Origin of the sequence: Nitratidesulfovibrio sp. D1 (assembly GCF_051133415.1) — a bacterium.
In the GTDB taxonomy this organism is placed as follows: Bacteria; Desulfobacterota; Desulfovibrionia; order Desulfovibrionales; family Desulfovibrionaceae; genus Cupidesulfovibrio.
Genome location: NZ_JBPGNZ010000004.1, coordinates 154,900 through 175,667, shown reverse-complemented (window position 1 = coordinate 175,667; position 20,768 = coordinate 154,900). Strand labels below are relative to the sequence as shown.

General features: G+C 63.9%; 21 protein-coding genes. 11 read left to right on the top strand and 10 right to left on the bottom strand.

Annotated features, from left to right (window positions below):
* Positions 1–121 precede the first annotated feature (121 nt).
* The 9 genes from ACR4XJ_RS08790 to ACR4XJ_RS08750 all read right to left on the bottom strand — a co-directional run bounded on the left by ACR4XJ_RS08790 (position 122) and on the right by ACR4XJ_RS08750 (position 8,345).
* On the bottom strand, positions 122–1,756 hold the full coding sequence (locus ACR4XJ_RS08790; protein WP_434754879.1) for a DUF3987 domain-containing protein: 1,635 nt from the start codon (positions 1,754–1,756) through the stop codon (positions 122–124).
* A gap of 60 nt (positions 1,757–1,816) precedes the next feature.
* Positions 1,817–2,191 carry a hypothetical protein gene (locus ACR4XJ_RS08785; protein ID WP_434754878.1) on the bottom strand — a complete coding sequence of 125 codons (375 nt, stop codon included), beginning with the start codon at positions 2,189–2,191 and terminating at the stop codon, positions 1,817–1,819.
* An 18-nt stretch (positions 2,192–2,209) separates the two neighbouring features.
* Positions 2,210–2,446 (bottom strand): helix-turn-helix domain-containing protein, encoded by a 237-nt coding sequence (locus ACR4XJ_RS08780; protein ID WP_434754877.1) that lies wholly within the window; start codon positions 2,444–2,446, stop codon positions 2,210–2,212.
* 705 nt (positions 2,447–3,151) lie between these two features.
* The gene (locus ACR4XJ_RS08775; protein WP_434754876.1) at positions 3,152–4,294 is read right to left on the bottom strand and encodes a tyrosine-type recombinase/integrase; all 1,143 of its coding nucleotides are present in this window, start codon (positions 4,292–4,294) and stop codon (positions 3,152–3,154) included.
* Between the two features lie 504 nt (positions 4,295–4,798).
* Complete coding sequence (locus ACR4XJ_RS08770; RefSeq protein WP_434754875.1) at positions 4,799–5,362, bottom strand: hypothetical protein; 564 nt, start codon at positions 5,360–5,362, stop codon at positions 4,799–4,801.
* A 15-nt stretch (positions 5,363–5,377) separates the two neighbouring features.
* Positions 5,378–6,304 carry a phage tail protein gene (locus ACR4XJ_RS08765; RefSeq protein WP_434754874.1) on the bottom strand — a complete coding sequence of 309 codons (927 nt, stop codon included), beginning with the start codon at positions 6,302–6,304 and terminating at the stop codon, positions 5,378–5,380.
* Positions 6,305–6,337: 33 nt separating this feature from the next.
* A complete protein-coding gene (locus ACR4XJ_RS08760; RefSeq protein WP_434754873.1) occupies positions 6,338–6,907 on the bottom strand; it encodes a YmfQ family protein in 570 nt (189 codons plus the stop codon).
* Positions 6,904–7,965, bottom strand: coding sequence for a baseplate J/gp47 family protein (locus ACR4XJ_RS08755; protein WP_434754872.1), 1,062 nt, complete (start codon positions 7,963–7,965; stop codon positions 6,904–6,906). Before ACR4XJ_RS08755 ends, ACR4XJ_RS08760 begins: the two co-directional genes overlap by 4 nt.
* Positions 7,966–7,973: 8 nt before the next feature.
* Entirely contained in the window at positions 7,974–8,345 is a 372-nt protein-coding gene (locus ACR4XJ_RS08750) for a phage GP46 family protein (RefSeq protein WP_434754871.1), read from the bottom strand.
* A gap of 77 nt (positions 8,346–8,422) precedes the next feature.
* Between ACR4XJ_RS08750 and ACR4XJ_RS08745 the strand changes: the two genes are divergently transcribed.
* On the top strand, positions 8,423–9,043 hold the full coding sequence (locus ACR4XJ_RS08745) for a hypothetical protein (protein ID WP_434754870.1): 621 nt from the start codon (positions 8,423–8,425) through the stop codon (positions 9,041–9,043).
* Here the strand turns inward: ACR4XJ_RS08745 and ACR4XJ_RS08740 are convergent.
* The gene (locus ACR4XJ_RS08740) at positions 8,982–9,458 is read right to left on the bottom strand and encodes a phage baseplate assembly protein V (protein ID WP_434754869.1); all 477 of its coding nucleotides are present in this window, start codon (positions 9,456–9,458) and stop codon (positions 8,982–8,984) included. The genes ACR4XJ_RS08745 and ACR4XJ_RS08740 overlap by 62 nt on opposite strands.
* 78 nt (positions 9,459–9,536) lie before the next feature.
* Between ACR4XJ_RS08740 and ACR4XJ_RS08735 the strand changes: the two genes are divergently transcribed.
* The 10 genes from ACR4XJ_RS08735 (at position 9,537) to ACR4XJ_RS08690 (ending at position 20,765) form a co-directional block, all read left to right on the top strand.
* Positions 9,537–9,998 carry a MarR family winged helix-turn-helix transcriptional regulator gene (locus ACR4XJ_RS08735; RefSeq protein ID WP_434754868.1) on the top strand — a complete coding sequence of 154 codons (462 nt, stop codon included), beginning with the start codon at positions 9,537–9,539 and terminating at the stop codon, positions 9,996–9,998.
* Between the two features lie 105 nt (positions 9,999–10,103).
* Positions 10,104–11,963, top strand: a complete 1,860-nt coding sequence (locus tag ACR4XJ_RS08730) for an ABC transporter ATP-binding protein (RefSeq protein ID WP_434754867.1) — start codon at positions 10,104–10,106, stop codon at positions 11,961–11,963.
* On the top strand, positions 11,960–13,681 hold the full coding sequence (locus ACR4XJ_RS08725) for an ABC transporter ATP-binding protein (RefSeq protein ID WP_434754866.1): 1,722 nt from the start codon (positions 11,960–11,962) through the stop codon (positions 13,679–13,681). Before ACR4XJ_RS08730 ends, ACR4XJ_RS08725 begins: the two co-directional genes overlap by 4 nt.
* A gap of 192 nt (positions 13,682–13,873) precedes the next feature.
* Positions 13,874–15,952 (top strand): TonB-dependent receptor, encoded by a 2,079-nt coding sequence (locus ACR4XJ_RS08720; RefSeq protein ID WP_434754865.1) that lies wholly within the window; start codon positions 13,874–13,876, stop codon positions 15,950–15,952.
* A 54-nt stretch (positions 15,953–16,006) separates the two neighbouring features.
* On the top strand, positions 16,007–16,729 hold the full coding sequence (locus ACR4XJ_RS08715; protein ID WP_434754864.1) for an energy-coupling factor transporter transmembrane component T: 723 nt from the start codon (positions 16,007–16,009) through the stop codon (positions 16,727–16,729).
* Complete coding sequence (locus ACR4XJ_RS08710; protein ID WP_434754863.1) at positions 16,726–18,282, top strand: ABC transporter ATP-binding protein; 1,557 nt, start codon at positions 16,726–16,728, stop codon at positions 18,280–18,282. Before ACR4XJ_RS08715 ends, ACR4XJ_RS08710 begins: the two co-directional genes overlap by 4 nt.
* Positions 18,279–18,878, top strand: a complete 600-nt coding sequence (locus ACR4XJ_RS08705; RefSeq protein WP_434754862.1) for an MptD family putative ECF transporter S component — start codon at positions 18,279–18,281, stop codon at positions 18,876–18,878. The genes ACR4XJ_RS08710 and ACR4XJ_RS08705 overlap by 4 nt, the downstream gene beginning before the upstream one ends.
* A 24-nt stretch (positions 18,879–18,902) precedes the next feature.
* Positions 18,903–19,604: a MotA/TolQ/ExbB proton channel family protein gene (locus ACR4XJ_RS08700; protein ID WP_434754861.1), complete on the top strand. Its 702-nt coding sequence runs from the start codon at positions 18,903–18,905 to the stop codon at positions 19,602–19,604.
* Between the two features lie 2 nt (positions 19,605–19,606).
* Positions 19,607–20,035 (top strand): ExbD/TolR family protein, encoded by a 429-nt coding sequence (locus tag ACR4XJ_RS08695; protein ID WP_434754860.1) that lies wholly within the window; start codon positions 19,607–19,609, stop codon positions 20,033–20,035.
* A gap of 1 nt (position 20,036) precedes the next feature.
* Positions 20,037–20,765 carry a TonB family protein gene (locus tag ACR4XJ_RS08690; protein ID WP_434754859.1) on the top strand — a complete coding sequence of 243 codons (729 nt, stop codon included), beginning with the start codon at positions 20,037–20,039 and terminating at the stop codon, positions 20,763–20,765.
* Positions 20,766–20,768 lie beyond the last annotated feature (3 nt).

The following is a 20,768-nucleotide window of genomic DNA, read 5'->3' as shown; positions in this document are numbered from 1 at the left end:
CTAATACTTCCTGATGCGAGTTGAGGGTGGTCTAAAGAGCCAAAAAGGCGCCCCGGGCTGTCTACATGTGTGGTTGTAGACGGTCCGGGGCGCTTTCCGTGGCATTTTGGGGCGCGGTTTATCAGAACCTTCGCGTGAATATCTGTGGGTTAACCACGAAGATAGGGCTAGTCTTAGGCGTTGTAATATCTTCTAGGAAGTGATTTTCGCAGAGAAGGTGAAGTGCTCCGATCGCGTTATCTTTGTTTAGGCCGCGTACGTTTTGCTGTGCGATTCTCGAGTCGAAGTGGAGGATGTTGTCTTGGGTGTCCCAGCGTTTTATCCAAGAAAGGATTTTTTGGGCAAAAAATAAATCCCTTTGATATTCTATGTCGTAGAGGTTTGTAGCGTTCTCCAGCACGTACCTCGATATTTCAATGGCGTACTCAGCGTCTTCAGCACTGATTAGCGCAGCGCATGGATCGTCGTATTTCCATGCATGAATGTCGCCTGCTATTCGTGCGGCATGTCCAGGTAGCCTGCGCAATATGGAATGAATTGCGGGGGTGGTTGATGCTCGCAGTGCGAGTCTTTCGTTTTCATCTTTGAATGCAAGAAACATTTTTTCGGCATCTTTTGTCGTCTTGATTTCTTGAATGCCTCTAGCGCTATCCTGTGTGTAGTTGCGCTCAAGCATGCTACGTATCTTTTTCTCATACTTCGAGGTAGCATCGGTGAAGGATGAGTCGCTGTATGTATCTTCTATTTTGAAGATCGGCGCGTGGAGCTGGATCGGGAGGAATCGTGCCATCAGGCCCCGATCCACAGCTTCCTTGTTCGTCAGCAAGCCGTGCAGCACGCTTTGCTGTGCGAATATGAGCATGGACATGGCTGGGGATGTGATCTGGCATGGTGTCCCGTTGTGCGGATCGTGCGAGTAGTGCTCCATTGCGTGGGCTTTCAGGAGCAAGTTGATGTCCATGTCTTTGAAGGTTCGAGAGGAAAAAATTCCTCCCTCGGCGTCAAGAAGGCTGGCGCAGCCGCCTTGCTCAGACATGAGGCGTGCCAGATTCCGTAGGCTACCATTCTCGAAGAACAGGCGAACTGCGACCGGCGGATCCTGTTTGAACTTGTCGAGAAAGGTGACCGTCTCGGCTGAGAGAGCGCTTATCTCTCGGGCTGCAACCTCTGAAAAATCCAGGGAGATGCCTTTCAGTCGGGCGCGGGCCACCCGTGAGGCCTGCCGATCGGCAAGCTTGCGTTGCGTTTTGCGGGTCTCGGCTTCGCCTGGCCGAAGGAGATATTCTTTCGGAGGGGCGGTCGCGAAACCATCAAAGGGTTTGCGAAGTACCGCGACCAGCAGGCTTTTGCGCGTGCCGGATTCGCCGATCATTAGCCAGTAATCCACGAGTGGCTCTTCCCATGTGGAAGTTACTCGCACGCGGTACCGTCCCCTTAGCGCCATGGAGGTACTGCCGAGAAGGGCGCAAAGTACTGTGATGTAGTCCTGGCCGCACGCGTCGGCAATAGGGCGGACGAGGGCCAGGGATGGCGGAATGCTGGGGTGGGGAAAGCTCGTGCGGCGGAAGAAGCTGTTTGGCTCAGGGCCATCTTTCAGCTTTCGAGCGATCGCGTTGATGTGCTCATCGAGGGCATGGGCAAAGAGTTCCTCTTCGTATGCTTGGCCGTTGTGAACGAGAGCCGTGGAGTGGATTGAGTCGCCATGTCGGCGAAAGCTGGCCCCGCTATGGGGTTCGAAGCGCCTAGGAAAGCTCATGTGTGGTCTCCAATTCTTGTTGGTTGGGGTGGGGGGTATCACCTCCCCACCCGCTATTCATTAGTCCGTGACAACGCTAAGCACGAGGCTCGTGCCGTTGAGTTCGCACTTGACCAGGTCGCCTGCGGTCGCTCCGAGTTGTTTTTGGACTGCAGGCGGTAGTGCTTTTGCCGTCACGACTTCGTATTGTGGCTGCTGGACACTGAACCCTTCGGCGCAAAGTGCGGCGATGTGGCTGTTGAGCTGCTGTGCAGTGAGGCCGAGCTGATGGCGGATTTTGAGGAGCGGGACACCGTTGCCGAGCAGGTCCTTGACCGTGTTCCTTTCGGTGCTGAGCTGGCTCGCATTCTTTCGAGCCCTTTTGCTCTCTGGGGTCGGTGTGCGTGTGGCGTTTTCGATGTGCGTCGAGTCACTTGGGCGAAAGTGCATGGACATGGCGCTCTCCAGTGATGGTTAGTAGGTGATTGAATGGGCGTTCATGTAGTCTTCAACGGCCCGACGGGCATAGCGCACGGATCGGCCGAGCTTCACGTATGGGATGCCCATGCGGCGCTGGCGATGGTTCCGTAAGGTGGACACGCTGAGTGAAGTCAGCAGTGCAACCTGCTTTTCTGTCAGCCATCCGGGCAATGCCTCTGGTGCGTGGACTGGCGAGAGAAATTGAGTGGCGGAGGTTTGTGCAGTGTTCATTGTGTTCCCCTTGTTCGGTGCGCCTTTGTGATTGTGCGCACTTTGCTGATTGGTAGTGCTTAAATTTTGTCATAGACGTCGTGGCGATGTCTCGTGGCGCGTAAGTTGTGTACTTATGTGCTTTTGAGAGATATGCCAAAGTGTCACATCGTGCAGAAAATTTTTCTGCATGATGAATATGATGTGAACGACAGGAGTCGTCCACATTTTTCAAGCGAAATTATAGTGCCAAAGTGGGTAAAGCATTCCTAAGTGTGGCGTAGTGCGCTATTTTTTAGGCGCAACATAGCTACGAGCACGATCCTGTGCGGATTGGGTGCGGCTTGGTTTGCTTTTATTGAGAAGGGAGCGCTGCTTGTGTCAGGCCGACGCAGCGAATTATGTCGTACGCTATGGCTGACGGTGCATGCTGCGTAAGGCGAGGAGAGGGGGGCGCTGAGGGTTCCATTGGCGTCTCCTGATTTTCTGAATGCCTTAAAAAGAAAAGCCCCTTTGCCATGGCAGCAGTGCTGCGTGCAGGGGTGGCATTCAAAATAAAAAAGAGAGTATGGAATTAGCGCATAAAGCGAGGTTAGCGGGGGCTATTTAAGCGCTATATTTCATGAGATCAAAAACTTAGCATGTCGTGAGCTCCTTTATTGGCGGCGTATGGCTCCCGCTAGTCAAGGGCATTAGCTTGATCGCTGTGAAAGGTCAAGTGGCAGGTTAGGGGGTGTCTTCGGTTGGAGCCTTGGAGAGCACGCTGTCGATGATGCTAGCGCCACGCTGTAGCGCTTCGTCGGCTAGGTGGGCGTATCGCTGGGTCATTTGCGGGCTGGAGTGGGTCAGAAGTTTCTGTAGGGTGTACAGGTCTACTTGACCGCTGGAGGCGAGGAAAGAAGCGTAGGCATGACGTAGGCCATGCAAGGGTCTGAAGTCTTCGGGTAGGCCTGCGCGCTTCTTCACCCGTCTTGCGATGCGTCGGAAGTCCTGCCGCTGCTCCCCTTCTTTCCCAGGGAACACGTGCTCGCTGCCGAGCCTGGGTATCTGCGCGAGTATCTGCCGTGCCGTTGCGGTCAGGGGGATGAAGTCGGTCGTTCTCTTCTTGGCGGATTCCCCCCGCAGGCGGATCATGCTTCGCTGCCAATCGATGTCATCCCATTTGAGGGCAATAAGAGCACCCCGGCGCATGCCTGTAGCGAGCGCCAAGCGGAGGAAGGCTGCAGCGCCTTGATCCTCCTCTTCGTCGAGGGCCTTGATGTATCGCGCCAGTTGTTCCGAGGTTAGCATTTCTGTTTTCTGATTGTCTATGCGGGGCATCTCGAAATGCAGTCGTGACGTGGGAGGGAGTTCGCAGATGCCTTTTTGCGCGCCGAAGCGAATGATCCTACGCAGTTGGCCGAGGATATGCTTGATCGTTTGTGGTGCCTTGTTCTGCTGAGTGAGTTCGATACGCAGGTTGTCGATTTCCAGTGTGGTTATATCTTCCGGAGAAGTGTGTCCGAAGCTGTCCTTGAGATAGCGATTGTAGCGGCTGATATCGCCTCGCAGACTGGCCTTCCCCGTGCTGTGTGTTTGATAGACGGTCCAGATGGCGTCGATGGTCACGCGGTTGACCTGGTTGGCTGCGGAAAGGCGTTTTTCCTTGTTGGATTGCCGCTTGCCCTCGATCCTCTCGGCCCGGATGCGGGCAGCCTTGGCGGCGGTCATGTCGTCCGCGTACTGCCGCCCGGCCTTCTCCTCGATAACCTTGCCGTCCTTCTTGAAGACGATGTAGAAGACTTTCTCGGCACCGGGGCCGCCGATTCTTCTGACTTCCCTGAAGAACACGCCCGGGTATTTGGTCTTTTCTCTGCCGGTTGCTGCCATGGGTGCCTCGCGCGTTTTCCAACCCTATTTCCAACCTTGGGTTGGAAAGTCAATGGCAAAGAATGGCATGTCGTGGCAAAGGATGTTAAGTATTCGCTTGAAATTTCTTGTCTATGTCGCTTGGTGGCGCTGGATGTAAAATGATCTGCGTGGACTTCTAAGCTCTTGGCCGGGGGTTCGAATCCTCCCGGGCGCGCCAGTAAAAACGGCTAGTTATGCAAATAAGCATGGCTAGCCGTTTTTGTGTTTTGAAATCTCTCCCACTTCTCTCCCACCTTTGGCCGTGACGCCCTGTGATGGCGAGTGAATAGGTTGGGGCCGACAGGCTCGACCGTGTGGGGAGCAGCACTTTTTTGGTGATGTACGCGCGCGCGACGTTTGACACGGTGGCGCAGCCCGCTTGGCACTAAAAGCCCCCGACGGATTTTTCGCCGGGGGCTTTGCTCTATTCCGTAGCCAGCGCATCGCGGTGGGCCGTCGCGCTGCGCTTCGCGGCGATGCGGTCTACGTGGGGTAGCTGACCACGATGGCCAGCACGGCGGCCACGGGGTCGGCGGCGGCCTGGGCGATCAGCAGGGCCTGTTCCAGTTCCACCCGGCGGGCGGTCAACCGCTCCACCAGATATTCCAGCCCTTCGGGGTCGCTAACGGCCATCAGGGCCGACCCCACGGCCACACCGGTGGCGGTGGCCTCTGCCCCGGCCAACACACCGGACAGAGCAGTGTCATAGCCGGTGCGGATTTCAGCCTGTTTGGCAGTACGGGCCTCTTCCAGCGAGGGATGCGGTGCCGTCTCGCTCCAGCCCTCCGGCAGCGGCCCCAGCGTGTCCATTACGTGCTGGGTGCCGTCCGCCAGCCAGCCCGCCTTGCCCCGGTGATCCTCGGCGTATTCCCAGGCATCGCCCCGCGCGTTCAGGACGCGGGCATGCCCGGCGCGCGCGGGCGGCAGTGGGGCGGCCTCGGCGGCCACGGCATCAGCGGGAAGGGCCACCCACGGATGCGGTGGTACCCAGTCTTCCGTGCGCAGGTATTCACGGGTTATAATGGCATAAATATATATTTCTTTCACATGGATATCCTTTCACTACACAAGCACGATGTACATTGTGGCTATGTTCCTCGTTCGGTTTTCACCAGACACGGACGGGGAATAGGGGTTGTCGGACAGTTCCCAGTTGTCTTGTGTGGTGTCACCGGCCAACTGCGAGTTCTGGTTGGTGGGTGTAAAGGCAGCCCCCCGCCCGAACGGGTTTGTTGCCTGCACACGCAAGTAGCCGCCCCGTGATTCGTCAAATCCGAAGGGCAACTGGTGCTTGTGCTGGGGCATGCTTTGCCCCTGTGCGCTGCCAAGCCCGCGCCCCGCATCCACGCCCCGCCCATGGTCCCACCCTCGGGGAAACTCGCCGCGTCGGTCCTGCATCCGGATGTATCCCCCTGCCGCATTGCGTACTCCGGCACCCGTGCAGCGGTACCACGCCGGAGCAGTGGCGTTCTTGGCCTCGCCACACCATTTGCGCAGCAGACGCGGAAACATGGCCAGCGCAACTACGTCACCCGCCAGTTCCAGCCCTAACGGCAACCCGTCAGCCAGCGTCGGGATGGTTTCGCTTTCCCACTCCACGATGCCGCCCGCCAGCATATCCCGCACGCTAGCCGTGACGCTGACCCGCCCCAGCAGTTCCGCCAGTTGCGGCGGCGAGATGTAGCCATCCCCCACCCCGGCCTCGGTATCCTCGTCGGTAGCCCGGCGCACCAGCCCCGGCGTTTCCGTGGTGGCGTAACCGGGCATCTCGGGCGCGGCGTTGGCGATCAGCGTGGCGATGGCCTCCAGCAACTGGCCGTTGTCGGCCTTGTCCAGGACGATGCCCGCCCCGGCGATGACGGCGGCCACCTCTTCCTGCACGGCGGTCAGCCATTCGGCGCTGACTTCCGTGGCGGCGGTGGGGATGGTGGGGTCGCCTTCGGTAAAGCGGTTGTCCGGCGTCGCGCCGGGGGGGTCTATGCGGTGCATGGCGGCTCCTGTCCGTTGCTATCCGTTCCGTAACTATCCGTAGATGAACAGTACGTTGGTGTGCGCCGGGGCAAGCCTGCGCATCACGCATTCCAGAATCTCGTCGCCCCAATGGGCCAGCGGTTCGCCCGCCGCGCTGCGTCCGGCCCGGAACCGGTGGACGGTCTGCGCGGGCGAGGCCACGGCCCAAGCGAATTGCCAGTCGCCGTTGGTCAGGGCGTCACCGGCGCGCGAACGCCCGGCCCGGAAGGGCTGGTATTCCCGCACCGTCACCGTGTAGCCCAGCATGGCCCCCAGCCGGACGTACCACCCGCGCGAGAGGCCGCCGCGCTCCTGCACGGCGATGGCCAGCGCGGTGATGCGCTCTTGCAGGGTGCGGTCGGCACGGGCGCACGGGTCTGGCAGGCCGTAGACGCGCTCCCAATCCTCCAGCCATTCCGTGGCCCGGAAGGGGTTGATGCCCAGCACAGCCCGCACGGACGATGCCAGCGCCGCATCCAGCGCCGCGCCCTCTGCGGTGAGGTGCGCGCCGATGGCCGTGCCGTTGGGGTCATAGCTGACGGGCGGCAGCAGCGTGCGCAGCAGGGTGGCGTGCCCGCTCACATGGCCTCCACGGTGACGGTGCCAAGGCGCGGCCATTCGATGCACGCGGCATCCACCACGGCCTGCACGTTGGCGGTGGGGGTGGCCACCTCGCAGTCGGCCACGCCGGGCAGCCCGGAAATGATGGCGGCGATGCGCGACCGCACCACCAGCCCGCCCGGCTCCAGCGTCAGGAAGTAGGCGGCAAGGGCGGCCTGCACCTGCGCCGCAAGGGTGGCCAGCAGCACGCCGGACAGGCGCACCCGCACCAGCACATCCACGGGCAGCGGCGCGGGCGGCAGCACCAGCGCATCCTTGCAGGCCACCGGGCGCTTGGCATCGATGCTGGCCTGCGCGGCGGCCACCAGTTCCGCCGACGGCAGCCCCCCGGAGGACAGCACGGCCACGTCAACGGTGCCGATGCCCCGGCGCAGCGGGTAGACCCACGCCCCGGTGATGCCCGGCACCTCCATGGCCCAGCGCCGGTAGTCGTAGCGGTTGCCGCCGCCGGGCGGGTTGCGCATGTAGTCCAGCAGGCGGGCCAGCAGTTCCGCGTCGGTTTCCGCGTCGGTGCCGCCGGTAAGGGTCAGCCGGGCCTCGGCCTGTACGCCCGTGGGCGCAGTGACGAACAGCACCGGCTCGTCCGCATAGTCGGGCATGGCCCCGGCGCTGGCCGCCGAGCAGGCGATGATGGCCGTACCGCCCTCGTTCAGGGTGATGGCCGCCGTAGTGGCAAAGGTGGCCCCGGTGGGCACGTGGCGCACCAGGGTGGACGCGGGCACCTCTGCCCCGGCGGTGCCGGTGACGGTCAGCGTGCCCGTGGCCGTGGTGGCCGCCTTGCGGGTGATGCCGCGCAGGGACGCATGCAGTTCAAGGTAGGCGGTATCCGCCGTGTCCGGCAGTATCTGGCGGGCCATCCACGCCTGATGCTGGTACAGGCCCTCCACCGCAGAGGCCACGGACGACGCGCGCACGTAGGCGTCGCTGTCCGTGGTGGTGGCGGCGTCGGGCAGCAGGTTCTTCACGTCGCGGAGCAGGGCCGCACGTATCTGCTCGAAGGTGGGGATGGTAAAGGACATGGCCGCCTCTACGCTACCCGCACGGGGTGGGTGTAGGTTTCGTGGCGGCCCGCCGCGTCGGTGACTTCCACATGCAGCAGGCAGCGCCCGCCGCCGGAATCGTCCCGGCCCAGGCCGCTGACGGTGACGCTGACGGCGCGGGCGCGTCCGTCCGTCACCAGCGGTTGCAGGGCCTGTTCGGCGTACTGGACGGCCAGACGCCGCACCCGCGCCACGTTCTTTTCCCGCTCCAGTTCGTGCAGGCGCGACCCCACGGAAGGGTCCGCCCACCATGTGCCTAAGGGCGTCATCAGGCGCAGGTACACGGCATTGGCTAGACTGGAAATGCGCTCACCGGTATAGTCGCCGGTACGTGTATCAAGTGCGGCATCGGTACCCATGCCGCCACTCTAGTGGCGGCGGGGATGGAAGACAGGGGGAAGGGGTTCAGTGGAACAAATTTGCAAAGAGAATAACCATGCTTAACAACATTGAATGTGCAGATGAATACGATAAAATCGCCCGTGAACTCCTTGAAATGTCAGATAGAGAAGCTGTCGTGTATGGTCTGTCAATGCTAGAAACTGCAATAACAGAATCCCTCGACAAGAGACTTATTCCCTTTGCACTTTCAGGAAACAACTGGATAACAAAACATAACAGCTTTACGATGAAGCTGAAGATTGCATACTCTGTAGGTCTAATCAGCGAACCACTATACAACGATCTTTGCACTATTGCAAAGATACGGAATGTTTTTGCACACAATCCGAGTGCAAACAGTGTAGACCAAGAGCATGTCAGCAAGCATATTTCAGCACTTCTGACATCAATGAACGACATAATTGAAGCCATGAAGCGAAGCGTAGTGGAGAATACAAAAAACAACTTGGGCGTCACATATGAACAAATCTCAAGCACCATGGACGCCAGCTTCACGCTTAGACACGTTATTTCATTATTGTACGGCCTCATTAAATCAGATGCAAAGTATGCAAAAATAATTTCATGCAATGCGTATCATGAATCGAACCAGCTCACACTGCTTCCCCCGTCGTCCCACCCGAATCCCCCGGATGGCGGTGATGGCGCAGACTGATACCCCCGGCGACGTGGTCCCCTTCAGAGGTCACGTCGCCGGTCGTGTTCAGGTCGGCGTCCAGCGTGGCCCGCGCGCGGGTGCCATCCATGCCCCCGAAATCCAGTGACGGCGAGGCGAAGGTGGTCCCCTCGCTGGCCGTGGCCTGCCACTGTTTGGTTTCCATCCGGATGGATTCCTGCGCCGCCACGCGGAAGTGATCGCAATCCACCTCCACGATCTTCTCCTTCTTCAGCGTGATCTTCGCGCCCCACTGGTTGTAGACGCACACCTCGCCCCCTTGCAGGGCCTGCACGCGGAAGGCCCCGTTTTCGGTGGCCACCACCACGGAATGGGCCGTCTTGCCGCCCAGTGGCAGCAGGATGCACTGCGTACCGGCGGGCGGGGCCGCGGCAAGCCCGAGGTCCAGTCCCACCCCGAGTAGGCTGACCAGGAAGAACCGGGCCTCATCCAGGCATTGACGTCCATATGTTCAGCTGCTAAACACTCTTCCATGCCACAGAACACCGCCATAGAGGCTCTCTTCGAGAGCCTGGAAAAGACGCTAGTAACCTATTCGGAAATCGAGCGGAAAGCTTATGATTTCGGGGTGGGGATGCCGCTCTATCCGGCGGAGATGCACATGATTTCCAAAGTGCACAAGCTTGGCGGCGCCAGCATAACCGAGTTGGCCCAGCAGACGGGCGTGACCAAGGGGGCTGTGTCCATGCTTGTTTCAAAGCTGGTGCAGAAGGGGCTGCTTGAAAAGAACGTGGACCCGGACAACCGCTCGCGGGTCGTGGTCTGTACCACCGGTGCCGGCGAGCGGGCCAGCGCCTGCCACGAAGCATTCCATGCCCGTCATGACAAGGAATTCCTTGCCTGGCTGGGCACGCTTGATGATGCCGCTTTCGCCTGCATCAACGAGTTCGGGCGGCGGATGAGCGTGTGGATGCGCGGTTACCTCGACGAGTAAGGCGCACGACGCTCCGTCACCGAGGGTACACGGTACCCTTTTTTGTTATGCAAAGTGTTTAGCTGCTAAACACCTTCAGACGCCACCACTGGCGAAGGAACACAAATGATCGACGCAGCCAGACTCCGCAAGCTGTGGCAGTTGCTGCGCCCCATTCGGGGGCGGTTGCTGGCGGCCTGCGCACTGCAGGCCGTGGCCACGACCTGCGGCATGGTCCCGTTCGTGGCCGTGGTGGAGCTTGCGCGGTTGCTCAGCGGACAAGGACTGGACACGACAAGCGCTTGGAGCGTCACGTCCTTGGTGCTTGGAGCGGTCGTGTTGCGTGTGGTGTGCTCGTTTTCCGCAGGCGCATTGACGCATTTTGCTGATAACGACTTCCAGTATCATATTCGGGCGCGCATGACAGAGGTGCTGCGCCGGGCTCCGCTGGGCTGGTTTTCAGGGCATGCTTCCGGTGCGGTGAAAAAGGCCGTGCAGGATGATGTGACTGCCATGCACCATTTGGTGGCGCACACCTGCCTGGACATCGTGGGGGCGCTGGTGCTGACGGTGCTCATTCTCGGCTACCTCGCCGCGATCAATTGGCCCCTCGCCCTGCTCACCGCTGTGCCGTGCGCCGTCAGCATCGTCGTGTACCTGCGGCAGATGACGGATTTCTCCCGCCATCTCGATGCGTACAATGCCCATCTCGCCGAGATAAACGCCGCCTCCGTGGAGTTCGTCCACGGCATAGAGGTGGTGAAGGTTTTCGGACGGACCCGGCAAGCCCATGGCAGGCTTGCGCGCGCGACACGCGCGTTCCTGGATGCGTTCGGCACCTGGGTGCGCGGGCTCGTGCGGCTTTCCGCCGCCAACGAAGTGCTGCTCTCACCCGGGGGGACGCTGGCATGGACATGCGCAACGGGGCTTCTGTTCGTGGCGTACGGAGGGTTGGTCCCCGTGGATCTGCTGCCCTTCCTGCTGCTGGGCACCGGGCTCGCCGCCCCCCTCGGCACCCTGACCAGCACCGTGCCCAAGTTGCAGGGAGCGGCGGACGCCGCGGACCGCGTGGCCGGGTTGCTGGGGGTTGCGCCTCTGGCCAGCCCGGCCGTACCGCGAACGCCGCAGGGCTCCCACATCCGTTTCGAGGGGGTCAGCTTCAGCTACGACGGCGTGCGAACTGTGCTGCACGACATTACGCTGGACCTGGCGCCCGCCACCATGACCGCGCTGGTTGGCCGCTCCGGATCGGGCAAGTCCACGCTGGCCAACCTGCTGCTGCGTTGCGCGGACCCCGCATCGGGCCGCGTCACGCTTGGCGGCGTGGACCTGCGGGGCATGGATCCCGACGAACTGGGACGGCACATCGGCTTTGTCTTTCAGGAGGTGCAGTTGCTGCGCGCCTCCATCCGCGACAACATCCGCCTCGCCCGGCCGGACGCGCCGCAGGACGAGGTGGAACGCGCGGCTCGGGCAGCACACATCCACGACGTCATCGCCGTGCTGCCGCGCGAATATGACAGTATCGTGGATGAAGACGTCCGCCTTTCCGGTGGCGAGGCCCAGCGCGTGGCCATCGCCCGCGCCCTGCTGGCCGATACCCCGGTGCTGATCCTGGACGAGGCCACGGCCTTCGCCGATCCGGCTTCCGAGGCCGAAGTGCAGCAGGCCCTGGCGACGCTCGTCGCCGGGCGTACCCTGCTGGTCATCGCCCACCGGCTGGATACCATTACCGGCGCGCACCGCATCGTGGTCCTGAACGAAGGACGCATCACGGAAACCGGCACCCACGGCGAACTGCTGGGGAAGGGCGGTGACTATGCCCGGATGTGGGCCGTGCACATGGGAACCGAAGCCGGTGGCGATGCCGACGCGCCGCCAGCGCGTCGGCGCCGGAGTGCCGCCTTGCCGGATATCGGGCATGCCGGGGGCGGGCAATGCGCTGATGCCCCCCGGACTGCCCCAATGCGGGAGGTGGAGGCATGATCCGGGTTCTGCGCAGCGTGTCGGCACATGCCGACCGTGACGTGACCGCCCCCCTGCGCCTTACGGCCATCGCCGCCATTGTTCAGGGTATCGGCTTTGCCTTGCTGGTGCCGTTTACCTCCGCCCTGCTGCAGGGGCGGGTCGATACGGCAGGCTGGTGGCTGGCGGGCATGGTAGGGTTGCTCGGCCTGTACGCACTGTTGCAGTACCGGGCGCAGTTGGCCTGCTACGCGGGCGGCGAGCGGCTGGCGGCAGACCTGTACGAGGTCCTTTCGGTGCACATTTCGCGCCTGCCGCTGGGCTGGTTCGGCGGCGAGCGGGTAGGGCAGGTGGGCCGCCTCATGAGCAAGGGGGTTATCGATGTCATGGGGGTGCCCGCGCACCTGCTGCGGCCCATTGTCGGTGCCTTCATCACCCCGGCGGCCGTCCTTGCCTGCATGTTCCTGTTCGACTGGCGTCTGGCGCTGGCTGCCGCCGTCGGAGCCCCCTGCCTGTGGGGGGCCTACCGTTACGCGGGCTGGCTGGCCGCCCGGGCCGAACACGCGGCGGACGCTGCAGGCAGCGAGGCCAACGGGCGGCTGGTGGAATTCGCGCGCATGCAGGCCGTGCTGCGCGCCTATGACAGGGGAAACAAGGGAATGGCGCTGCTGCATGCCGCGTTGCGGCGGCAGCATGTCACCGGCCACGCCCTGCTGCGTACCGCCGTTCCCGGTCTGATCCTCTTTTCCGTGGTCCTGCAGCTGTGCTTCACCGGCATACTGGGGCAGGGGGTGCTGCTGGTGCGTTCCGGAGCGCTGGGGCTGGCCGAACTGGTGGCGCTGCTGGTGCTGGCGGCCCGGTTCATGGAACCCATGGTCATCGCCGCAGACCTTGGGGCGTCCGTGCGCATCGCGGGCAACACGTTGCAGCGCATGCGCGAGGTTCTGGACACCCCCCCGCTGCCGGAGCCCGGCGTGCCGGAATCCATGGGCGACGATTCCGACATCGAGTTCGACGGGGTGCACTTCTCTTATGGAAACATACCGGTTTTGCGGGGCGTGACCCTGCACGCGAAACCCCGTGCGGTCACCGCGCTGGTGGGCCCGTCCGGAGCGGGCAAGAGCACGCTCCTTCAACTGGCGGCCCGGTTCCGCGACGTGGACGCGGGCCGCGTGCGGGTGGGCGGTACGGATGTGCGCAACGTGCCCGCCGAAGACCTGATGCGTCGTTTCTCCTTCGTGTTCCAGCACGTCTACCTGTACGACGCCACCATCGAGGAGAACCTGCGCATCGGCAACGAGCACGCCACCGACGCGCAACTGGCGGAGGTGATCCGCCTTGCCCGCATAGACGAGATGCTGGAACGCCTGCCTCTGGGCCTCGCCACTCTGGTGGGGGAGGGCGGTACGGCGCTTTCCGGCGGCGAACGCCAGCGCATCGCCATCGGCCGCGCCATGCTGAAGGATGCCCCCATCCTGCAGCTGGACGAAGCCACGGCGGCACTGGACCCGGAGAACCAGCGGGCCGTGCAGCAGGCCATCGACAGCCTGCGCGGTTCGCGCACCATCGTCGTGATAGCCCATCGGCTCCAGACCATTCGCGATGCCGACCACATCGTGGTGCTGGGTGCGCAGGGAACCGTCGTCGATGCCGGAAGGCACGAGGAACTTCTGGAGCGTGGCGGGCTGTATGCCGACTTCTGGCGCCGCCGCGAACAGGCGCAGGGCTGGCGGCTGTAGCGGTACGGCCCGGCTGGCCGGGCGCTTCGTGGATACCGGGCAATGCCTCATCTCGCACGGGTGTGGCCTGCCGTTCGTCACTGAGAACAACTCTGATTATCACCATCAACAAGAGCGAAAGAGGGCCAAGGGATGAAGGCAAAGCGACAGTTGCGAACGCTGGTTCATGCATCGGGAACTGCCGTCCTGTGCATGCTGTTGGCTGGCGGGCCCGGCGGCCTGCCGGGTTTCATCGGCGTCGCCCGCGCCGCGGACGCCAACGCCACCGGGCAGAAGGTCTACGTGCTCGACGAGATCACCGTCAGCGCAGACAAGCGCGAGCAGAGTGTGCAGGAAGTGCCGGTCAGCGTTTCGGTGATCGGCGCCACGCAGGTCGAGGACAAGGGCGTGACGAAGACCGAGGACATCTTTCCGCTGGTGCCCAACATCTACCTGACCAAGACCGGGCCGGCGGCCGCGTTCACCACCTTCGCCACGGTGCGCGGCGTCACCTCGTCCATGGGGGGCAGCCCCGCGCTGGGGTATTACGTGGACGACGTCTACTACCCCGGTCTGGACATGACCCTGCTGGACATCGAGCGCATCGAGGTCCTGCGCGGTCCGCAGGGCACCCTGTACGGCCGGAACACCGAGGCGGGGGTTATCAACATCATCACCAGGCAGCCCGAGAACGACTGGAAGAGCAAGCTGACCATGGACTACGGCAGCTTCAACACCCGGGGCATGCGCGGCACCGCCACCGGTGCGCTGGTGGAGGACACCGTCTTCCTGCGGGCCACGGGCAACTACGAGGCCTCCGACAACTACTTCACCAACAAGTTCGACGATGACGACAGCGTGAACGGCTACGAGAATTTCGACGGCCGGTTCAAGGTCCAGGCCTTGCCGTCCTCAGATCTCGACCTGTCCGTCACCTTCGACGTGCAGAACTACCGCAGCGACGGCTACGCGGAATTCGCGCCCATCGATTCCGCCAGCCTCGCCAAAAGCGTGGACGTGGACTACGCGGGCATGGCCGAGAAGGATGCCTACGGCACGGCGGTGCGCGGCGAATACGACCTCGGCGACATGAAGCTGTTGTCCATCACCTCCGGCAGGCAGGAAAACTACCTGATGGACAACGACATCGACTTCCTGCCCATGGATCTGGTGCGCCTGAAACTGGACAAGGAAGTGGGCCTGCTGAGCCAGGAACTGCGCTTGGTGTCGGACGACAAGACCTCGCCCCTGCAATGGCTGGTGGGGGCCTATGCCTTCTACGAGAAGGACGACCGCGCCTACAGCACCCGCATGAATCTCGAGAACATGGGCATGACCGGTATGGGCACCCAGACCATCCGGCAGGACAGCACTACCGACTCGCTGGGATCGGCCCTGTTCTTCCAGACCACCTACACGCTGTGGGAACGGCTGGAACTGACGGCGGGCCTGCGCTACGACCGCATCGCCAAGGACTTCTCGTACACGCAGAAGGATGGCGACATGCTGGGCTACGCCTCCATGGATGACGACGAGGACAAGACCTTCGATGCGTGGCTGCCCAAGGCGGCCATCAGCTACAGGCTCACCGACGACGTCCGGCCCTACGTCAGCGTATCGCGCGGGTTCCGCAGTGGCGGCTTCAACGACAACGAGGAAATAGGCGAGGCCTACGACGCCGAATACACATGGAACTACGAGGTCGGCGTGAAGACCGAGTGGCTGGACAAGCGGTTGCAGGTCAACCTGGCTCTGTTCCATATCGACTGGACCGACCGTCAGGTGGAGGTGATGTCTGCCGGCGGCAGTTCGTACCACATCGAGAACGCGGGCGAATCCAGCAGCGACGGCGTGGAGATCGAGGCCATCGCCCGCCCCGTGCAGGGCCTGGAACTGACCGGCAGCTTCGGCTACACCCGCGCCGAATACGACGAATACGCCCCTTCCGCCACCGAGGACTACTCCGGCAAGAACGTCATCGACTCCCCGGAGTATACCGCCAGCCTCGGGGCCACCTACCGCTTCCTGGACGGCTGGTTCGCCTCGGCCACCTACCGCCGGGTGGGCAAGGTGTACTTCGACGCGGCCAACTCCGAGTCGCAGGGCGAATACCAGACGGTCAACGCCAGGTTCGGCTACGAACAGGAAGGCTGGGACGTCTACCTGTGGGGCCGCAACATCTTCGACGAGGAATACGTGACCCGCGCGGTGGAAAGCGCCGCCGGTGCGGGCTGGTTCGGCCGTTCGGGCGAACCGCAGGCCTTCGGCGTGTCCGCCAGCCTGTACTTCTAGCATCCGGTGAGCGGCCGGGGCTGGTACCCGGCCGCTCACCGCCGGAGTTTGCGGATGTCTTTCATGTGCACGACGTCCGGGCCTCGCCTGGACATACGGGCAAAACTGGCGGTGGTTGCCATGGCGGGGCTGGTTTCCGTGATCGTTTCGGGAAGGCCGGGCATCCTTGCGCCGCTGGCCATGGCCCTGCCCGTCATGCTGTGGCTGCGCCAGTGGCGGCCGGTGGCGTTGCTGGCGGTGGCCATGCCCCTGTTGTGGGGCGGCTACGTGCTGCTGGCGCAACTGGGCGGCACCGCCGGTGGGCTTGCGGCCTATCTCTGCTATTTCGGCCTGAAGGTGGCGCCGCTGGTGGCCCTTTTCGCGGCCATCGGGGCCACCAGCATGCTGGGCGATCTGCTGGGTGCGCTCACCAGCGCCCGGCTGCCGCGCGACGTGGTGCTTTCCATGGCCGTGACCTGCCGGTTCGTGCCCACCCTGTGCGGCGAGTATGCCTGCATCCGCGACGCCATGGCCGTGCGGGGCGTCCGCACCGGCCTGCACGGCCTGCTCACCCGGCCGCTGAAGCAGGTGGAATACATCCTGCTGCCGCTCATGATGCGCGCCACCCGTCTGGCCGACGAGCTTTCCGCGTCGGCCATGACCCGTGGCGTGGAAGCCCCGGGCAGCCTGCGGCGTGATTTGCCGCCGTGGGGCCGTGCGGAATTCGCAACGGTCTGCTGGGCCGCGGTCGCAGGTGGTTGCTCGATTGCGGTCCAACTGAACGGGCTGCTGTCATGATCCGGCTTGGCGGCGTGACCTGCCGCTTTCCCTCTTCTCCTCGGCCGGTGCTGGAGGATGCAAGCCTGCACGTGCGGCGGGGCGGGTGCACCGTGCTGCTCGGCCGGAGCGGCGGCGGCAAGAGCACTCTGCTCAAGCTGGTTAACGGTGTGGTTCCCGCCATTACCCCTGCCGAAGTGGCCGGTTCGGTGCAGGTGGCCGGGCGCGAGGTGTCCGGGCGTCCCCTGCACGATGTGGGGCGCACCGTGGGCACGGTGTTCCAGGACTGCCGCTCGCAGTTCTTCATGACCCACGTGGCAGAGGAATTGGTGTTCGCCGCCGGAAACTTCGGATTGCCGCCGCACGTCATCCGCGACCGCCTGCAGCGGGCCGTGACTTTGATGGACCTTGGTGACCTGCTGCACAAGAGCGTGTTCCGGCTGTCCAGCGGGCAGCGCCAGCGGGTGGCCATCGCCTCGGTGGCCGTGCACGGTCCGGAAGTGGTGCTGCTGGACGAGCCCTCGTCCAATCTCGACGCCGCGGGGCTGGCACGCCTTGGCGTGCTGCTGCGGACCCTGCGGGAGGAAGGGGCCACCATCCTGGTGGCCGATCATCGGACCGACTACCTGCGTGGCGTGGCGGACGCCGCCGCATGCGTGGAGAATGGCCGGGTCCGGCCGGTGGAAGGTCTGGCCGCAGCCCTTGCCGCGCGGCCAGACATGGCAGTCGCAGCAACGTGGCAAGGGGAGGATGTCTTCGCGGCGTCCCACGGCCCCGGAATGCCCGATTCGCCGCCCCTGCTCGAACTGCGCAAGGTGTCCCTGCGGTTGCGCGGCACGCGCGTGGTGGACGCAGCCGACTGCGCCCTGCGCGCGGGCGAGGTGGTGGCCCTGACCGGTGACAACGGCGCGGGCAAGACCACGCTGCTGCGTGCCCTGTGCGGCCTGCTGCGACCGGCGTCGGGCGGGATCCTCATCAACGGCGTGCGCGCGGGCAGCCGGGCGCGGCGCAGGCGTTGCGCCGTGGTCATGCAGGACCCGGACTACCAGTTGTTCACCGAATCCGTGGAGCACGAACTGCGCTTGGGCAACGAGGGCATGTCCGATCTGGACGCCCGGGTAGCCGCGCAGGCCGGCCGTTTCGGCCTTTCCGGGCTGCTTGACCGGCACCCCGGCGCGCTTTCCATGGGCGAGAAACAGCGAACCCTGATTGCCGCCGCCCTGGCGGGCGACAGGGATATCGTCCTGCTGGACGAACCCACCAGCGGCATGGACCGTGCGCGCATGCTGCAACTGGCAGAGGTGGTGCGCGAACTTGCCGGGCAGGGAAAGCTGGTCTTCGTCGTGACTCACGATGCCGACTTCGCGCAGCGGGCCTGCACGCGCACCCTGTGCCTGCGCGGCGGGCGAATCCTGCCCTGCGAGGTCGACGGCGCGCCGTCGTGCGACGCCCCTCTTCCGGCCGCATTCCCCAACGACGCCTGTAGCGGTTTCAGCCATGACGGCGCGTACCGCGCCCCGAACCATGACGACGCGTACCGCGTCTGGTCCCCCCGCAAGGAAGCACTGCCATGAACAAACGACCCGCCCTCGACGTTCGCGACAGCATCACCCTTGGCATATTCACCGCGCTGGCGCTGATGCTGAACATGCTGCTGCTGGCCGCGCTGCACTTCCTGCCTGGCACCCTCGTGCTGTTCAAGGAAGCGGTGGTGGCGCTGGTCACCGGCCCCGTCTACGTGCTGATGCTGATCAAGGTGCCCCGGCGCGGCGCCTTTACCGCCAACGGGCTGGCCACGGCCGTGGCCTTCATGCTGACCGGGTTCTTCACCGTCTCGCTCATCGTGGCCGTGGGGGGCATCCTTGCGGACACCGTTGCTGCCGCAGGCGATTTCCGCAGGCCGTGGACCAACGTTGCGGCCTACGTGGTCTTCAGGGTGGCGCAGGCCGTGGGCACCTACATTCCCTTCTATCTCTGGGCCGACTCGTTCGTGGGTGAGCTGGCCGCGTCGGGCAAGGTGAACCAGGAATTCCTGGACATCTTCGTGAACAACCTCAGCCCGGCCATGGGCGGGGCCATCCTGCTGGCCAACGTGGCCGCCGCATGCCTCGGCGGCATCATGGGCTACCGCATGCTGGACCGGCACTTCCGCCGGGCGGGCATCGCGTAGCCGCAACAACGGAGAGACGGATACATGGATTCCGGAATGCTGCAACTCGTCGCGCAGGCCACACCCGTGGCCAAGGCGGTATTGTTGATGCTGGTGGTCATGTCGCTGGGCAGTTGGGCCATCATCTGCGCCAAGTGGCGCATGCTGGAACGCACCCGCCGGGGCATCGCCGGGGGCATAGCCGACGCCCTGTCGGCATCCGGCCTTGCCGACCTGCTGCAACGGCTTGAACGCGGCGGACGGGGCTCATCGCCCCTGCGACGCATGGCCCGGTTGGGGGTGGACGAATTCAACCGGCTGGCCAGCACCGGCGATGCCGACCGGCTGCTGGCCGACAACGTGCGCCGCACCCTGCGCCACGGCGTGGGCGAGGAAATCCGGCGACTTTCGCGGGCGCTGCCCCTGCTGGCCACCACCGCCAACACGGCGCCGTTCATCGGGCTGTTCGGCACGGTATGGGGGGTGATGCATTCGTTCCAGGCCATCGGGCAGATGAAGTCCGCATCGCTGGCCACGGTGGCGCCGGGCATCTCCGAGGCGCTCATCGCCACGGCGCTGGGCCTTGCCGTGGCCATACCCGCCGCCATGGCCTACAACGTGCTGCTCGGCAGACTGGCGACGCTGGAAGGGCAATGCATCAGCTTCGCCGGGCTGCTGCTGAACCGCTTGCAGCACGAGGCGGCCACCCATGCCGCCGGACTGACCGCCCCCGGCGGGAGGGGGTGAGCATGGGGGCAAGCACGGGATCGGGTGGCGGCTTCGTGGCCGAGATCAACGTCACGCCCTTTGTGGACGTGATGCTTGTCTTGCTCATCATCTTCATGGTCACCGCGCCCATGATGACCGAGGGGCTCGACGTGGCGCTGCCGCAGACGAAGACGGTGCAGGTGCTGCCTGAAGACGATGGCAGCGTGGTGCTGACCGTGCGGGCCGATGGCGCGCTGTTCGTGGATGACTACCGCACCGACATGGACGGGATGGGGCGGCTGCTTGCCACCCGGGCTGCGGAACGCCCCACAGCCGTGTTCCTGCGGGCCGACCGCGACGTGCCGTACGGCACGGTGGTGGAGGTCATTGGTCTTGTCCGGGCGGCGGGCGTCGAGAAGGTGGGCATGGTGTCGGAGCGCGAAGGGCATGGCCCGCAGGCGCGGAGCTGACATGCGCCTTGCGGACATCCTGTTTTCCTGCGGGGTGCATGTTGCGATGCTGGCCGTGGCGTTCGCCCTGCCGTCGCACGACGTGGGGCCGCCGCAGCAGGTCTACGAGGTGAGCTTGGCGGAGTTCGCACCTCCTGCGCCTGCCGCGCAACCCGAGCCCGCACCCGTGCCGCCCCGGCAGCCCGAACCGGTGGCGCCGGAGCCGCCCGTGCGAACGCAGAAACCCGTGGCCCAAGCCATTACCAAGCCCAAGGTGCAGGCCATCAGTCCCCGCAAGAAGGAACAGGCCACTGCACCGCCGCAACAAGCCGCGCAGGATGTTCCGGCCACTGCTGAGGCGGATCCCGTGCAACCGCCGGTCGCCACAGCCACTGGGTCGACGTCCCCGATGCCCTCGGGGGCAATTGCCCGCCGGTCCGTTCAGGTGGGGGGCATGCAGGCCTATGAGGCGGAGGTGGTGGACGAACGGCCTTCCGTTGTCCGGGGCGTGCGCCCCGAATATCCGGACAGGGCCCGACGGCGGAACATCGAAGGAAAGGTGCTGGTTCGCGTGCTCATCGACACACAGGGCCAGCCGCGCGATTGCGCCGTGCAGAGCGCCGAGCCCGCCGGACTGTTCGAGGACGCGGCCGTGTCCGCCGCCTGCCGCCACCGCTTCCTGCCCGGCAGGATCGACGGGCACAGCGTGATGACGGTGGTTATCCTGCCGTTCTCGTTCGTGCTGCGATAGACT

What these genes read in the sequence shown, in the direction of transcription:
- ACR4XJ_RS08790 (WP_434754879.1), bottom strand. Translation starts at nt 1,756, where the DNA reads ATGAGCTTTCCTAGGCGCTTCGAACCCCATAGCGGGGCCAGCTTTCGC.
- ACR4XJ_RS08785 (WP_434754878.1), bottom strand. Translation starts at nt 2,191, where the DNA reads ATGTCCATGCACTTTCGCCCAAGTGACTCGACGCACATCGAAAACGCC.
- ACR4XJ_RS08780 (WP_434754877.1), bottom strand. Translation starts at nt 2,446, where the DNA reads ATGAACACTGCACAAACCTCCGCCACTCAATTTCTCTCGCCAGTCCAC.
- ACR4XJ_RS08775 (WP_434754876.1), bottom strand. Translation starts at nt 4,294, where the DNA reads ATGGCAGCAACCGGCAGAGAAAAGACCAAATACCCGGGCGTGTTCTTC.
- ACR4XJ_RS08765 (WP_434754874.1), bottom strand. Translation starts at nt 6,304, where the DNA reads ATGCACCGCATAGACCCCCCCGGCGCGACGCCGGACAACCGCTTTACC.
- ACR4XJ_RS08755 (WP_434754872.1), bottom strand. Translation starts at nt 7,965, where the DNA reads ATGTCCTTTACCATCCCCACCTTCGAGCAGATACGTGCGGCCCTGCTC.
- ACR4XJ_RS08750 (WP_434754871.1), bottom strand. Translation starts at nt 8,345, where the DNA reads ATGGGTACCGATGCCGCACTTGATACACGTACCGGCGACTATACCGGT.
- ACR4XJ_RS08745 (WP_434754870.1), top strand. Translation starts at nt 8,423, where the DNA reads ATGCTTAACAACATTGAATGTGCAGATGAATACGATAAAATCGCCCGT.
- ACR4XJ_RS08735 (WP_434754868.1), top strand. Translation starts at nt 9,537, where the DNA reads ATGCCACAGAACACCGCCATAGAGGCTCTCTTCGAGAGCCTGGAAAAG.
- ACR4XJ_RS08730 (WP_434754867.1), top strand. Translation starts at nt 10,104, where the DNA reads ATGATCGACGCAGCCAGACTCCGCAAGCTGTGGCAGTTGCTGCGCCCC.
- ACR4XJ_RS08725 (WP_434754866.1), top strand. Translation starts at nt 11,960, where the DNA reads ATGATCCGGGTTCTGCGCAGCGTGTCGGCACATGCCGACCGTGACGTG.
- ACR4XJ_RS08720 (WP_434754865.1), top strand. Translation starts at nt 13,874, where the DNA reads ATGCTGTTGGCTGGCGGGCCCGGCGGCCTGCCGGGTTTCATCGGCGTC.
- ACR4XJ_RS08715 (WP_434754864.1), top strand. Translation starts at nt 16,007, where the DNA reads ATGTCTTTCATGTGCACGACGTCCGGGCCTCGCCTGGACATACGGGCA.
- ACR4XJ_RS08710 (WP_434754863.1), top strand. Translation starts at nt 16,726, where the DNA reads ATGATCCGGCTTGGCGGCGTGACCTGCCGCTTTCCCTCTTCTCCTCGG.
- ACR4XJ_RS08705 (WP_434754862.1), top strand. Translation starts at nt 18,279, where the DNA reads ATGAACAAACGACCCGCCCTCGACGTTCGCGACAGCATCACCCTTGGC.
- ACR4XJ_RS08700 (WP_434754861.1), top strand. Translation starts at nt 18,903, where the DNA reads ATGGATTCCGGAATGCTGCAACTCGTCGCGCAGGCCACACCCGTGGCC.
- ACR4XJ_RS08695 (WP_434754860.1), top strand. Translation starts at nt 19,607, where the DNA reads ATGGGGGCAAGCACGGGATCGGGTGGCGGCTTCGTGGCCGAGATCAAC.
- ACR4XJ_RS08690 (WP_434754859.1), top strand. Translation starts at nt 20,037, where the DNA reads ATGCGCCTTGCGGACATCCTGTTTTCCTGCGGGGTGCATGTTGCGATG.